At 59.6% G+C, this 14,242-nt stretch carries 14 protein-coding genes and 1 tRNA gene; 12 read left to right on the top strand and 3 right to left on the bottom strand.

Features of this window, described 5'->3' with window-relative positions:
• Positions 1–300: hypothetical protein (locus tag H8Z83_RS19385; RefSeq protein ID WP_207731976.1), on the top strand; the 300-nt coding region annotated here is incomplete at its 5' end.
• A 164-nt stretch (positions 301–464) separates the two neighbouring features.
• Positions 465–1,616 (top strand): tyrosine-type recombinase/integrase, encoded by a 1,152-nt coding sequence (locus H8Z83_RS04425; protein ID WP_187013909.1) that lies wholly within the window; start codon positions 465–467, stop codon positions 1,614–1,616.
• Positions 1,617–1,733: 117 nt separating this feature from the next.
• Here H8Z83_RS04425 and H8Z83_RS04420 read toward each other — a convergent pair.
• Positions 1,734–1,810 (bottom strand) — tRNA-Arg (locus H8Z83_RS04420).
• Between the two features lie 166 nt (positions 1,811–1,976).
• On the opposite strand from H8Z83_RS04420, the gene H8Z83_RS04415 reads away from it, so the two are divergent.
• From H8Z83_RS04415 to H8Z83_RS04370, 10 genes are all read left to right on the top strand, one after another.
• Positions 1,977–2,567: a hypothetical protein gene (locus H8Z83_RS04415; RefSeq protein WP_187013908.1), complete on the top strand. Its 591-nt coding sequence runs from the start codon at positions 1,977–1,979 to the stop codon at positions 2,565–2,567.
• Positions 2,568–3,043: 476 nt separating this feature from the next.
• Positions 3,044–3,358: a hypothetical protein gene (locus H8Z83_RS04410; RefSeq protein ID WP_187013907.1), complete on the top strand. Its 315-nt coding sequence runs from the start codon at positions 3,044–3,046 to the stop codon at positions 3,356–3,358.
• 1 nt (position 3,359) lies between these two features.
• Positions 3,360–5,288: a V-type ATP synthase subunit I gene (locus tag H8Z83_RS04405; RefSeq protein WP_187013906.1), complete on the top strand. Its 1,929-nt coding sequence runs from the start codon at positions 3,360–3,362 to the stop codon at positions 5,286–5,288.
• Positions 5,289–5,313: 25 nt separating this feature from the next.
• Positions 5,314–5,841, top strand: a complete 528-nt coding sequence (locus H8Z83_RS04400) for a V-type ATP synthase subunit K (RefSeq protein ID WP_243184715.1) — start codon at positions 5,314–5,316, stop codon at positions 5,839–5,841.
• A 25-nt stretch (positions 5,842–5,866) separates the two neighbouring features.
• Positions 5,867–6,451, top strand: coding sequence for a V-type ATP synthase subunit E (locus tag H8Z83_RS04395; RefSeq protein ID WP_187013905.1), 585 nt, complete (start codon positions 5,867–5,869; stop codon positions 6,449–6,451).
• A gap of 14 nt (positions 6,452–6,465) precedes the next feature.
• Positions 6,466–7,470: a V-type ATPase subunit gene (locus H8Z83_RS04390; protein WP_187013904.1), complete on the top strand. Its 1,005-nt coding sequence runs from the start codon at positions 6,466–6,468 to the stop codon at positions 7,468–7,470.
• Positions 7,471–7,482: 12 nt separating this feature from the next.
• Positions 7,483–7,800: a V-type ATP synthase subunit F gene (locus tag H8Z83_RS04385; protein ID WP_187013903.1), complete on the top strand. Its 318-nt coding sequence runs from the start codon at positions 7,483–7,485 to the stop codon at positions 7,798–7,800.
• A gap of 242 nt (positions 7,801–8,042) precedes the next feature.
• Positions 8,043–9,815, top strand: coding sequence for a V-type ATP synthase subunit A (locus tag H8Z83_RS04380; protein WP_187013902.1), 1,773 nt, complete (start codon positions 8,043–8,045; stop codon positions 9,813–9,815).
• Positions 9,812–11,200 carry a V-type ATP synthase subunit B gene (locus tag H8Z83_RS04375; RefSeq protein ID WP_187013901.1) on the top strand — a complete coding sequence of 463 codons (1,389 nt, stop codon included), beginning with the start codon at positions 9,812–9,814 and terminating at the stop codon, positions 11,198–11,200. Before H8Z83_RS04380 ends, H8Z83_RS04375 begins: the two co-directional genes overlap by 4 nt.
• A 13-nt stretch (positions 11,201–11,213) precedes the next feature.
• Positions 11,214–11,927 (top strand): V-type ATP synthase subunit D, encoded by a 714-nt coding sequence (locus tag H8Z83_RS04370; RefSeq protein WP_187013900.1) that lies wholly within the window; start codon positions 11,214–11,216, stop codon positions 11,925–11,927.
• A gap of 139 nt (positions 11,928–12,066) precedes the next feature.
• Here the strand turns inward: H8Z83_RS04370 and obgE are convergent, their stop codons facing one another.
• Positions 12,067–13,353, bottom strand: coding sequence for a GTPase ObgE (gene obgE / locus H8Z83_RS04365; RefSeq protein ID WP_187013899.1), 1,287 nt, complete (start codon positions 13,351–13,353; stop codon positions 12,067–12,069).
• A gap of 92 nt (positions 13,354–13,445) precedes the next feature.
• Positions 13,446–14,237: a selenium-dependent molybdenum cofactor biosynthesis protein YqeB gene (gene yqeB / locus H8Z83_RS04360; RefSeq protein ID WP_187013898.1), complete on the bottom strand. Its 792-nt coding sequence runs from the start codon at positions 14,235–14,237 to the stop codon at positions 13,446–13,448.
• Between the last annotated feature and the right edge of the window lie 5 nt (positions 14,238–14,242).

Raw genomic sequence — 14,242 nt, 5'->3', positions numbered from 1 at the left:
TCTTTCCTGATAAAATATTGCAATGCTTCCGCACCGGCTTATTACGATTCAAATTGGTTCGTGACGCGCACGCGGCATAGCCGGAGCAACCTGCTCAATCGAATCTTTATAACAAGAGGGCGGAGGACTGTTTACAGCTCGAACGCTTGGCTCATCAAAGAAACCGTCCATCCATTGCCCTCCCATTATAACAAAAATAAGCATAGCATCCGAGCCTTCATTTGCGCTTCGGGTGCTATGCTTATTTTGTACCAGTCAATGAAAGGGCTTCTTGACCGTTCAAAAATCACACCGCTGTAACTAAAGAGAACGCCCCCGGCAGCGCAAAATTTGCGCCGCCATAGACAAAGATAAGGCGGCGAGGTTCTGAGGGACAAATGATAACTTTCTGATAACAGTTCGACTTTTGGGTAGCTTTTCCCTCTTGGTTACGGTATTGTTCGTTGTCGAAAGGGGCTGATACCATGCCAAAAAGACGAGCAAACGGCGAGGGGAACATCCGAAAACGCAAGGATGGACGGTGGGAGGGCCGGTACACAGTCGGTCACGATCCCGAAACCGGAAAGTCCATCATCAAAAACGTGCTTGGCAAGACGCAGGCGGAAGTCAAGGAGAAGCTAAAAAAGGCCATTGAGGAAAACGTGGGCATCGACTACGGCAGAGCCAAGACCTACACCGTGGGAACATGGCTGGAAGTCTGGATGGAAAACTACGCCAGAGTGAAACTCAGACCGTCCACCTTCAAAACCTCACAAGGCTTTCTGAAAAACCACATCAAGCCGCAGATCGGCAACATCCCGCTGGCAGAGTTGACCTCTCTGGACTTGCAGCGGTTCTACAAGCACCTGCTGGACGGCGGTCGGGTAGACCGCGTCGAAGCGAAAAAGAAACCGAAGGGACTGGCTCCGAAAACCGTGCGGAACATCCACCAGATGATCGGCTCGGCGTACAATCTCGCCATGGAGCAGAAACTGGTGAGCAAGAATCCAACGCAGGGCTGCGCCTTGCCAAAGGTGGAGCACAAAGAGATGAAAACCCTGACCGCCGACCAACTCAGCGCCTTCTTCCAGGAGGCCAGGGATAGCGGCGTGTACGAACTCTACTACCTCGATCTCGCCACCGGACTGCGGCGGGGCGAACTGCTGGGGCTAAAGTGGACGGATGTGGACTTCCAGCACGGAGTACTGAAAATCCAACGGGCCATTTCACGGCAAAACGGCAAAGTAGTCGAGGCACCGCTGAAAACGAAAAACGCCTACCGCACACTGCCCATGTCGGCGGATGCGATAGACGTTCTGATGCAACAAAGAAGAAAAACGGGTAACAGCGAATGGGTGTTCCCGTCACCAACAGGAGGCCCCATGTCCCCGGACAGCGTATTGCACATGCTCCAGCGGGTGCTGAAACGGGCAGGGCTGCCCCGCATCCGATTCCACGATCTCCGTCACACCTTCGCAACCATGGCCCTGCAAAACGGCGTGGACGTGAAGACCGTGTCCTCGATGCTGGGTCACTACTCCGCGGGTTTCACGTTGGACACCTACGCCCACGTCACCACCGACGCCCAGCTCAAGGCAGCACAAACCATGGGGAACATCCTCTCCCGTGCCGTCTGATGCTTTCCGCTACCCGCTCCCGTTGGGGTCAGCGTTTGGGTCAGAAAAAGGCGGCACACAAAAAACGGAACTTATGAAAAGCAAAAGTCCTCGAAATCAGACGATTTCGAGGACTTTTGGTACGCCGTGAGGGATTCGAACCCCCGGCCTTCTGGTCCGTAGCCAGACGCTCTATCCAGCTGAGCTAACGGCGCGTACTGTCTTGCTCCAAACAGCTTATTTATAATAGCATACCCAAAACGAAAATGCAAGAGTTTTTCTAAAAAAATTTTCACTTTTTTTGTGGGCCTTGTAAATCAACAGAAAATTTGCTATAATATCTGAAAAATACAGCGGAAAACGCGGAAATGCGGTGTTGATATGGATCGAAGCGCAATCAGGAGTGTGGCGTTCGGAGGATTTGACAAGGAAGATGTTGCCCGCTATATCGAGCAGCTCTCACAGGAGACGGAAAAACTCCGGGAAGAACGGGACGCTTTACAGGAAAAAGCAGACTGCTTGGAGAAGGAAGCAGACGAACTGAGGACTCAGGTTCAGGAACTCACCAAGGCCAGAGAAGAACTTTCAGCAGAGATGGCGCGTCTTGCGCCGCTGGAGAAAGAGAATGCTCAGTTAAAGGAACAGGTGGAGGCGCTGCGTCCGGACGCGGAGGCCCATGTCATGCTGCGCGGTCAGGTGGGAGCTATTGAGTGCGAGGCCCGGCAGCGGGCAGCAGAGCTGGAGGAGCACACAGCGGGACAGATGCACAAGGCGCTGGACCTCTTCCGGCAGCAGTACCAGATTTTGATGAGCACATTTGAGACGGCTTCCAGCCACATGACGGCGGAACTGCGGAAAATGGAAGTCACGCTGGCACAGCTTCCAAGGACCATGGATCAGACCGGCGTGGAACTGGATCGGCTGGCATCGGCTCTGGAAAAGGGTACTGATGCAAAAAGTGACAAAAAGTAACAAAATGCTGTTAAAAAAATCACAGGGGTGGACTTCCACTCCTGTGATTTTTTTAACACGATGCAGACGAAAATTGATTGATATATAACAAACAAACGTGGGGAGGACAAAAGGACGTCTGGTGAAATTGACAAAAAGACAGGTAAAAAGAAAAAGACAGAAGCACTTTCTCCTGTCCGGTTCATTGTAGCATAAAAAGTTAGAAAAAGTAATATCCAAAGTACCAAGAAATATGGTGGTTGAGCCGGGCGGTTCTTGTACAAAAAGGGGAAAGTGCCAGAATTTAATTTTGTTTTCTTGTTTTCTTGGAAATAATCTCCTATACTGGTAAACGTAACAATGAATGAGGAAAAAAACAGCATCGGTTTGAGGGAAAAGCCGAAAATTTAGAAAATCTATTCTTCTGGAAGGTTTCCGGCAGATAGTATTTTCGGGTATTTGCTGTAGCACTTTGCAGGAAGGAGGGTGAACGAGAGATGTCCATAGAGGCGATCAGACAAGTCACGGAAACGGAACAGGCCAACAAGCAGAGCAGAGCCGCCGCAGAGGCGGAGGCGCGCCAGTTGGTCCTGGACGCCGAGCGGAACGGCACGGAGCTTTTAAAGCAGGTGCGGTCCGATGCGGCGGAACAGGGCAAGGACCTGCTGCGGCAGGCGGAGGAACGGGCGGCGCTGCGGGCCCAGGAGATCGCGCGGGAGGCGGAGGCGGAGAGCCGGCGCCAGCGCGAGCAGGCGGAACAGCATTTGGATGAGACCGCCGAGTTTATTGTAGAAAGGGTAGTGAAACACTGAGATGGCCATTGTCAAAATGAAAAAGCTCCATGTTATTGCAATGGCAGATCGCAGGGAAGAACTTCTGAAAGGACTGCTGCACCTGGGCTGTGTGGAGATCAGCGAACCCGGGGAGGTCCTTGCGGACCCCCAATGGGCGTCGCTGTTTCAGCGGAGCGGCTCGTCTCTCGCCGAGCGTAAGGGACAGCTCACCGACGTCAACACAGCGCTGGACGCCATCAAACAGTACGCCAAACTGAAGGACGGCATGTTCATCAAACGCCATCCCATCACGGAAGCGGAATTCCTGGATGCCGGCGCTGCGGAAAAGGCTCAGGCAGCCTGTGACGCGGTGCGGGAGCAGTTGGGGATCCTGACCAAGGCCCAGAGCGAGGCTGGACGGCTGGAGAGCCGCGCTGCCGCCCTGAAGCCGTGGGAATCGCTGGACCTTCCGCTGGAGCGATCCGGCACCGCTCACACCATCTTCCGTCTGGGGGTCTGCCCCGGTCAGACGGATGTGGGCGCCATCCGCGTTCAGATGGAAGCGGAGGGCCTGGCGGCGGAGCTGTATGAGATCAGCGCCGACAAATTACAGAAGTATCTGCTTGTGATCGTCCACCGCGGCGATGAGGAGAAAACACAGGAGCTGCTGCGGCCCTTCGGCTTCAGCGCGGTGACTTTCCAGGGAATGACCGGAACGGCGGCGGAGAATATCCGTTCTCTGGAACGGGAGCTGGAGGCAAACAAAAAGACTCAGGATGACGCCGCTGCCGCCATCGCGGCCAGTGCGGAAAACCGGGACGCCCTTCGGATCTACGCCGACCGGCTCCGGGCCGAGGCAGCCAAGGAACAGTGCGCCGAGAGCGTCCTGACGGATGAAACGGTGCTGTATTTCCAGGGCTGGGTCCCGGCGGAGCAGGAAAAGGCGGTAGGCGCGTTCCTGACGGAAAAGGGCTGCGCTTGGGAAACGCTGGACCCCACGGAGGAGGAGATCCCCGACGTGCCGGTGCAGCTGAAAAACAACTGGCTCACGAAACCTTTGAACATGGTGACGGAGATGTACTCCCTCCCCAGATACGACAATGTGGACCCCAACCCCCTGATGGCGCCGTTTTTCATCCTGTTCTACGGTATCATGATGGCGGATATGGGCTATGGCCTGCTGATGTTCCTGGCGGGATTTCTCATCAGCAAAAAGTACGCGCCCAAGGGCACGGCGGGGAACCTGTTCGGACTGATGACCCTCTGCGGCATCAGCACCTTTATCATGGGCGCTCTCACCGGCGGCTTCTTCGGAGACTTCCTGACCCAGGTGGTCAAGCTCACCACCGGCGGCGATTTCACTCTACCGGCTCTGTTCACGCCCTTGGATGATACCCTGATGATCCTCATCGGAGCCATGGCACTTGGCATGGTGCAGATCATCACCGGTATGGCCATCAGCTTCGTGCGGAAGCTGAAAAACGGTCAGGTGATGGACGCTGTATGGGAAGAGCTGACCTGGTGGGTCGTGTTTGCCGGGATCGGCCTTATGGCCGCTGGCATGACCAACGTGGTCCTCTATGTTGGCCTTGCCATGGTGGTCCTTGGACCGGTGCTGACCAACAAGGGCTTCGGCAAAATTACCGGGATCTTCGGTTCTCTGTACAATCACATCACCGGGTATTTCGGAGACATCCTCTCTTACTCCCGTCTGATGGCCCTGATGCTGGCGGGCAGCGTCATCGCGCAGGTGTTCAACACCCTGGGCGCCATTCCCGGCAACATCATCGTGTTCCTCATCATCTCGCTGGCAGGCAATGCCCTGAACTTCGCGCTGAACCTGCTGGGCTGCTACGTCCATGACCTGCGTCTCCAGTGCCTGGAGTACTTCGGCAAGTTCTACGAGGACGGCGGCAAGCCCTTCAAGCCCCTGATGGCGGACACCAAATACGTTGACATTACAAAATAAATCATTATTTAGGAGGAACCCTATTATGACTGAGTTGGCTCAAATGTTTGAATTGCAGCAGAGTGCTACTTTCTTCGGCAGCTGGGGCGGTCTGGCTCTGGCCCTGCTGGGCGCTGGCCTGGCGGCTGTTCTCTCCGGCATCGGCTCCGCAAAGGGCACCGGCATGGCCGGTGAGGCCGGCGCTGGCCTGCTGTGCCAGGACCCCGGCAAATTCGGTAAGGTCATGATTCTGCAGGTCATCCCCGGCACCCAGGGCCTGTATGGCCTGGTGGTGTGGTTCTTCGCCATTTTCCGCATGGGCCTGCTGTCCGGCTCCCTGCCCGAGCTGACCATTGCCCAGGGCTTCCAGTATCTGGCGGCCTGCCTGCCCATGGCTTTGGGCGGCCTGTTCTCCGCCATCGCGCAGGGCCGCGTGGCTGCTGCGTCCATCAACATTCTGGCCAAGAAGCCGGATGACTGGTCCAAGGGCATGGTGCTCTGCATCACCGTGGAGTTCTACGCCATTCTGTCCCTGCTGGCTTCCATGCTGATGATCATCAATATCAGCGCCTGATCCCTGTAAGAAAGGGGATTCAATGATGAACGGAATTGATACCATTATCCAGCGGCTGAATACCGACGCGAAAGCGGAGACGGACGCCCTGCTGGAAAAAGCCCGGCAGGAGGCGGCGGCGGTCGCCGCCCGCTATCAGGCCCAGGCGGACAAGGAAGCGGCCGATCTGGCTGCCCGGAACGAGCGTCTGGCGGCGGAGCGGGAGGAACGTCTCATCAGCGCCGCCCAGATGGAGGCCCGGAAAACGGTCCTGGCCGCTAAGCAGGCGGTCATGGAGGAGACCTACGCCAAGGCGCTGGAAAAGCTGCGGAATCTGTCGGAGACCCGTTACGTAGAGGTGCTGACGGAGCTGCTGCTTCAGGCCGCGCCTCATGGTGCGGGAGAAGTTCTCTTCTCCGCCCAGGATCGGGAAACGGTTGGGCAGGCCGCAGTGGACGCTGCCAACGGAAAGTCCGGCGGCAAGCTGACCCTCTCCGGCGAGACCGCGCCCATTCAGGGGGGCTTCATCCTCAAGGACGGCAACGTTGAGGTCAACTGTGCCTTTGATACGCTGGTTCGTTTGCAGAAGGCGGAAACGGCGGGACAGGTGGCTCAGCGGCTGTTCGGCTGAGGGGAGGTCATACCTTGGCTAACAAAATCAAAGATACGGATTATCTGGCGATCTCCGCCCGTGTCCGGGCCATGGAGACCACGCTGCTGACGGCGGAGCGCATGGAGCGTCTGCTGGAGGCCCGCAGCGATGAGGAAGTCTCCAAGCTTCTTCAGGACTGCGGCTATCCGGAGCTGGACGCCGCCCGGCCGGAGGCTATGGATGCGGCGCTGTCTCAGGCCCGGGAGGAGCTGCTCACTGACCTTGGTGACGGCGCGCCGGATCCCAGATATATCGACATATTCAAGCTGAAATACGACTATCACAATGCAAAGGCCATCCTGAAGGCAGCCGCTATGGGTACCAGCCCGGACCGGATGCTGATGGATATGGGTCGCATCGGAGCAGCGGAGCTGAAAACCGCCGTGGAAAGCGGAGAACTGGACAAACTGCCCGGCGCTCTGCCGGCGGCTGTGGCGGAGGCCAAGTCCGTACTGGATACCACCCGGGACCCCCAGCTCAGCGACATCGTGCTGGACCGTTGGATGTACCGGGACATGGCCCAAGTAGCAGAGGATACCGGCAGCCAGTTCCTTCGGGGGTATGTGGAGACCCAGATCGACGCAGCCAACCTCCGGGCTCTGATCCGGACGCTGCGGATGGGGAAAAACGTCGATTTTCTGGCGGGTGTCCTCTTTGAGAGCGGCACCGTAGAACCGGCGGCGATTCTGGCGGCGGCGAATCACCCCGCCGGCGGTCTGAACGAGATCTACGGCCCCACCCGGTTCGCACAGGCGGCGGAGGCAGGGGAGGCGGCCCTGAAGGGCGGCTCCCTGACGGAGTTTGAAAAGCGCTGCGATGACGCTGTCAGCGACTATCTGGCCGGGGCACAGATGATCCCCTTCGGGGAAGCTCCGCTGCTGGCTTATCTGGCGGCCCGGGAGACGGAGTACACCAACATCCGCATCCTGCTGATGGGCCGCGCCGCCGGGCTGAGCCCGGAGGTCATCCGGTCCCGCCTGCGGCGGACCTGCGCGTAAGGAGGGGAGAACATGGCAGCAACCTATTCCATCGCCGTCATCGGCGATTGGGAGTCCGTCATGGGCTTCCGGGCCTTGGGCTTGGACACCTATCCCGTCACCTCCGTGGAGGAGGCCCGGAAAACCGTCCATGACCTGGCCAAAACCGACTGCGCGGTGATTTACCTGACAGAGACCCTGGCCAAGGATATGGCCGACGTGCTGGACCGTTATAAGGACAATATCCAGCCCGCCATTATCCTGATCCCCGGCCGGGAAGGGTCTCTGGGCATCGGCAAGTCGAACATCCAGAGCGCCATCGAACGGGCCGTGGGTGCGGATATCCTGTAAGGATTTAAAGAGGGGATTCCATTTTGCACCGTTGGTTCATCCGATTCCCGTGTGCTTTGCACCCGGCAATCGGGAGCCTGCCTCGAAACAGCCTTGCTTGTTCCGCCGCAGGCGGCGCTGCGGCTGTTTCCCCTTTAGATTCCCTCTCGCCGGTTCGCAAACGGGCGTCGCCGCCCAAGGCGGGGGGAGCAGAAAAGTTCTATTGTTCCTTCTGTAAAATTGAAGAAAGAAGGTTATCGAATTTGAGCGGTAAAGTTGTTAAAGTTTCCGGGCCGCTGGTGGTGGCTACGGGCTTGGCGGACGCCAATATGTCCGACGTGGTCCGTGTCGGCCCCCAGCGCCTGATCGGTGAGATCCTGACCATGAAGGGTGACACCGCCAACATCCAGGTCTATGAGGAGACCTCTGGTCTGGGCCCCGGCGCCGAGGTGGAGACCACCGGCGCGCCTATGAGCGTGGAGCTTGGCCCCGGCATGATCGAGGGCATTTATGACGGCATCCAGCGTCCGCTGGAGAAGATCGTGGAGAAGGTGGGTGCCTGCATCACCCGCGGCGTGGAGGTCCCCGCCGTGGACCACGAGAAGAAGTGGGAGTTCAACGCGGTGGCCAAGGTGGGCGATCAGGTCATCGGCGGTGACATTCTGGGCACAGTCCAGGAGACGGCCGTTGTGCTCCATAAGATCATGGTGCCGCCCACCATGCGCGGCACCATCACCTCCATCCGGAGCGGCTCCTTCAACGTAACGGAGACCATCGCCACCCTCCAGACCGAGGACGGCAGGGAAGTCCCCCTCACTATGCTCCAGAAGTGGCCCGTCCGTGTGGGCCGTCCCTATACGAAGAAGTATCCCCCCAAGCGGCCCTTGTGCTCCGGTCAGCGGATCATCGACACCATGTTCCCCATCGCCAAGGGCGGCACGGCGGCAGTCCCCGGACCCTTCGGCTCCGGCAAGACCGTGGTGCAGCACCAGCTGGCCAAGTGGTCCGACGTGGACATCGTGGTTTACATCGGCTGCGGCGAGCGCGGCAACGAGATGACCGACGTTCTGCGGGAGTTCCCGGAGCTGAAGGACCCCCGCACCGGCGAAAGCCTGATGAAGCGGACGGTCCTGATCGCCAACACCTCCGATATGCCCGTGGCCGCCCGTGAGGCGTCTGTGTATACCGGTATCACCATCGCGGAGTATTTCCGCGACATGGGCTATGATGTGGCCGTTATCGCCGACTCTACCTCCCGCTGGGCCGAGGCCCTCCGTGAGATGTCCGGCCGTCTGGAAGAGATGCCCGGCGAGGAAGGCTACCCCGCGTATCTGGCCTCCCGTCTGGCCCAGTTCTACGAGCGTGCCGGCAGCGTGGAGTGCATCGGCTCCGACGAGCGCCGGGGCAGCCTGACGGCTGTGGGCGCCGTGTCCCCTCCGGGCGGCGACCTGTCCGAGCCGGTTTCTCAGGCCACCATGCGGATCGTCAAGGTGTTCTGGGCACTGGACTCCTCTCTGGCCTACAAGCGTCATTTCCCGGCCATCAACTGGCTGAGTTCCTATTCCCTGTATCTGGACTCCCTGAAGCCGTGGTTTGACGAAAATCTCGGCCCCGAGTTCATGCGGGACCGCACTAAGGCTATGGGCATCCTGCAAAACGAGGCCAGCCTGAACGAGATCGTTCAGCTGGTTGGTAAGGACGCTCTGGGCGCCGGCGACCAGCTGACGCTGGAGGTGGCCCGTATGGTCCGCGAGGACTTCCTGCAGCAGAACGCCTTTATGGATGTGGATAGCTTCTCCGACTACGAGCGGCAGAAGAAGCTGCTGGGCATGATCCTCAGCTACGACGTCCTCTGCCGGGACGCTATCGCCAAGGGCGCTTCCGCCCAGGAGCTGTTCCAGATCCCGGCCCGTGAGCAGATCGGCCGCGCCAAGAGCGTGCCTGCCGAGGAATACGCGGCAGTTTACGATCAGATCCAGTCTGATATGGAGCAGCAGATCGCTGCCATTGCAGCCAAAGGAGGGGACGACGAATGATCCGTGAATATAAAACCGTTGAGGAGATCAGCGGCCCTCTGATGATGGTCCGCATGGTGGAAAACGTCACCTATGACGAACTGGTGGAGATCGAGCTGCATGACGGCTCCCTCCGCCGGGGCAAGGTGCTGGAGGTCAACGGCGACGCCGCCGTGGTCCAGCTCTTTGAATCCGCCGCCGGTATCAATCTGGCGGACGCCAAGGTCCGCTTCCTGGGCCATCCCTTGCAGCTGGGCGTGTCCGGCGATATGCTGGGCCGCGTGTTCAACGGCATGGGCCAGCCCATTGACGGCGGCCCCGACATCCTCCCTGAGGAGTATCGGGACATCAACGGCCTGCCTATGAACCCCGCCGCCCGCGACTATCCCAACGAGTTCATCCAGACCGGCGTTTCCACCATTGACGGCCTGAATACGCTGGTCCGCGGCCAGAAGCTGCCCATCTTCTCCGGCTCCGGTCTGCCCCACGCCAATCTGGCGGCGCAGATCGCCCGTCAGGCCAAGGTTCTGGGGGATGAAGGCTCCAACTTCGCTGTGGTGTTCGCCGCCATCGGTATCACCTTCGAGGAATCCGAGTTCTTCGTCAGCGAGTTCAAGCGCACCGGCGCCATTGACCGTACCGTGCTGTTCAGCAACCTGGCCAATGACCCCGCCGTGGAACGTATTTCCACCCCCCGTATGGCCCTGACCGCCGCTGAGTATCTGGCCTTTGAAAAGGGAATGCAGGTGCTGGTCATCATGACCGACATCACCAACTACGCTGAGGCTCTCCGTGAGGTCTCCGCCGCCAAGAAGGAGGTCCCCGGCCGCCGCGGCTTCCCCGGCTACCTGTATACTGACCTGGCTACGCTGTACGAGCGGGCCGGACGCCGTCTGGGGAATCCCGGCTCCATTACCCTGATCCCCATTCTGACCATGCCTGAGGACGACAAGACCCACCCCATCCCCGACCTGACAGGCTATATCACCGAGGGCCAGATCATCCTGAGCCGCGCTCTGTACCGCCAGGGCATCCATCCCCCTGTGGACGTGCTGCCCTCCCTGTCCCGTCTGAAGGATAAGGGCATCGGCGAGGGCAAGACCCGTGAGGACCACGCCAGCACCATGAACCAGCTCTTTGCCGCCTATGCCACCGGTAAGGACAACAAGGAGCTGATGAGCATTCTGGGCGAGGCGGCGCTGACCCCCACGGACCTGCTGTACGCCAAGTTTGCAGACGAATTTGAAAAACGCTACGTCAATCAGGGCTACGAGGAGAACCGCTCCATCGAGGAAACGCTGGATCTGGGATGGGAGCTGCTGAGCATCCTGCCCAAGAGCGAGCTGAAGCGGATCAAGCCGGAGCTGATCGAGAAATACTGGCCGAAAAAGGACGAGCAGAAGTAAGGAGGGGTGAACCATGGCAAATATCACGGTCAGCCCTACCCGCATGGAGCTCACCCGTCTCAAGGGCAAGCTGAAAACCGCCCAGCGGGGCCATAAGCTGCTGAAGGATAAGCGGGATGAGCTGATGAAGCAGTTCCTGGATACGGTCCGGGAGGTGCGTTCTCTCCGCGCCGAGGTGGAGGAGGACCTGATGCGGGTCCACAAGTCCTTTACGGTGGCCTCTGCCCTCATGTCCTCCGAGGCACTGGAACAGGCGCTGCTGTATCCCAAGCAGAGCGTGGAGCTCACCCGCACCACCCAGAACATCATGTCCGTCAACGTGCCGGTGTACGATTTCCAGACGAAAACGAAGTCGGATTCCGACATTTACCCCTACGGCTTCGCCGCCACCTCCGGTGAGCTGGACGATGCAGTAGAGGCCCTGGGCCTTGTGTTCCGGAAGATGCTGAAGCTGGCGCAGATCGAAAAATCCGCCCAGCTGATGGCGGAGGAGATCGAAAAGACCCGCCGCCGGGTCAACGCTCTGGAATATGTGATGATCCCCAACACCCAGGAGGCCATCCGCTATATCACCATGAAGCTGGACGAGAACGACCGTTCCACCACCACCCGGCTGATGAAGGTGAAGGATATGCTCCTGAAGGACGCTATCGAGGCGAAGCGGGCAGAAAATGCCAGAGCCATGGAGGCGTTCAGCAAGTCCGGAGGGGCCGCTGCTGAGACGTAAGCCAAGGTCATAGTTCTGACGCGCATATTCTAAAACAAAACAGAAGGGGCCTGCGCATCTGCGCAGGTCCCTTCTGCTTTCTGCTGATCAAAACGAATGGAATGCGGAACGCCCCCGGCCATTGGCCGGGGGCATTTTGTCAATACTGATATTCGAATTCGTAGCCGTCCAGAGAGACGGTGTCGCCGTCCTCGATGCCCCGCTCCTCCAGCTGCTGATACAGTCCAGATTCCCGCAGGGCCTTGTCGAACCACATGCGGCTCTCGTAATCGTCGAAGTTGACGTTGGCCATGAGGCGCTGGAGCCACGGACCCTGAATGAGCCAGGTGTGGCCGTCGTCCAAGCGCTGGATGTCCAGCGGCTCGCTGGTGTCCACCACCGGCGGCTTGGGGACATATTCCGGCTCGTAGACCGTGACCGGCGGCAGGGAAGCCAGAGCCTCCGCTACCTTGCCCACCAGCTCCCGGGTGCCCTGATGAGCCGCAGCGGAGATCTCCATCAGCGTGAAGCCCTTGGCCTCCACATGGGCGCGGAGCCGCTCCAGATTTTCCGGGTCGGTCATAATGTCCACCTTGTTGGCGGCTACGATCTGGGGCCGCTTGGCGAGATCGGGGCTGTATTGCTCCAGCTCGGCGTTGATGGCGTCAAAATCCGCCACAGGGTCCCGCCCCTCGCTGCCGGACACATCCACCACGTGGACCAGCAGGCGGCAGCGGTCGATGTGCCGGAGGAAGTCGTGGCCCAATCCGGCGCCCTCGCTGGCACCCTCAATGATGCCGGGAATGTCAGCCATGACGAAGGACACGCCCTCGTCCACCCACACCACGCCCAGATTGGGATAGAGGGTGGTAAAGTGGTAATTGGCGATCTTGGGCTGGGCCTTGGAGACCACGCTCAGCAGTGTGGACTTGCCCACATTGGGGAAACCGATGAGGCCCACGTCCGCCAGCAGCTTCAGCTCCAGAAATACATCGTGGCTCTCGCCGGGCAGGCCCGCCTTGGCGAAGCGGGGCACCTGCCGGGTGGGGGTGGCGAAGTGCATATTGCCCCAGCCGCCCCGGCCGCCCTTGCAGAGGACATAGGGCTCGCTGCCGCTCATGTCCTGAATGATCTCATTGGTTTCGGCGTCCCGCACCAGCGTGCCCCGGGGGACGCGGATCACCAGATTGGCGCCGTCCTTGCCGGACTTGCGGCCGCCCTGACCGTCCACGCCGTTTTCTGCCACGTATTTGCGCTTGTAGCGGAAGTCCATCAGGGTGGACATGTTGTCATCCACCTGCAAGATAATGGAGCCGCCCTTGCCGCCGTCGCCGCCGTCCGGGCCGCCGGCCGCCACATATTTTTCCCGGTGGAACGCCACTGCGCCGTTGCCGCCGTTGCCCGCCCGGACCGTGATCCGGGCCTTGTCGATAAATGTTGTTGCCATAAAGTGCCTCTCAATTCAAGTGTAAAAACAGGTTTCCCTACATAATTGTTCCTATCATACCGGAAAATAGGGGGAAATGTCAACTGTAAAGGTCAATCCGGCAGGCATCCGAAGTGGAGGAGTGCCTCCAGTACGCCGCCGCCGATGGCGGTGGCCTTGTCGGAGGCAGTAAAGCAGTTGGCCTGCTGGCCACGTGGGTCGATGTCGCCGCATTTCATGCCCTCGTGGACCTGTAAGCCGCCCTGGAGCAAGCCCCGGAGACAGCCGGTGAGGGTGCAGCGCATAGGTTTGCCGTTTACCGTGGCGGCAATTTCTCCCTCCTGAACCAACTGTCCGATCTCCATGCGCGGCTCAAAAATGCCGTCCGCCGGGGCCCGGAGGACCCGCTCGCCGCTGCGTCCGCCGATGAGACCAGGGATGCCGGTGTTGGGCAGAGGACTGCCGGTGTACAGCGCCCGGCCCAGCGTGTGGCCCCGCATGGTCTCCACGGCGGCGTGGCAGTCAATCCCCACGGTGAAGCCGGGGCCGACGCCGATCACCACCGGGGCGTCCGTCAGGGCGGTGCCTAAATTCTTCTTCGCCAGAATAGCATCCACCACCGCGCCGGGTCGGAGGGTGGGGATACAGGCTCCCGCCGGGTCAGCGAGAACGGCCACAACGCCGGACTGAGCCAGAGTCAGGGCCTCCTCCGGGGTTTCGACTTTCCGGGCGGAAATATCCTCCACTGTCATCTCTCCCAAGCGAATGGCCTCGGAGAAACAGACGGTGCGGCGAATGGAGGTGGGGGCGGGGAGATCCGTCATAACGATTTGATACCCGGCCCGGTGGAGCCGCAAAGCGATGCCGGTGGCCAGATCTCCGGCTCCTCGGATGACAACGAGCATAAGAT

The organism is Dysosmobacter segnis, from assembly GCF_014297285.1.
Classification (GTDB): domain Bacteria; phylum Bacillota; class Clostridia; order Oscillospirales; family Oscillospiraceae; genus Oscillibacter; species Oscillibacter segnis.
This window is presented reverse-complemented; position numbering and strand designations above follow the sequence as displayed.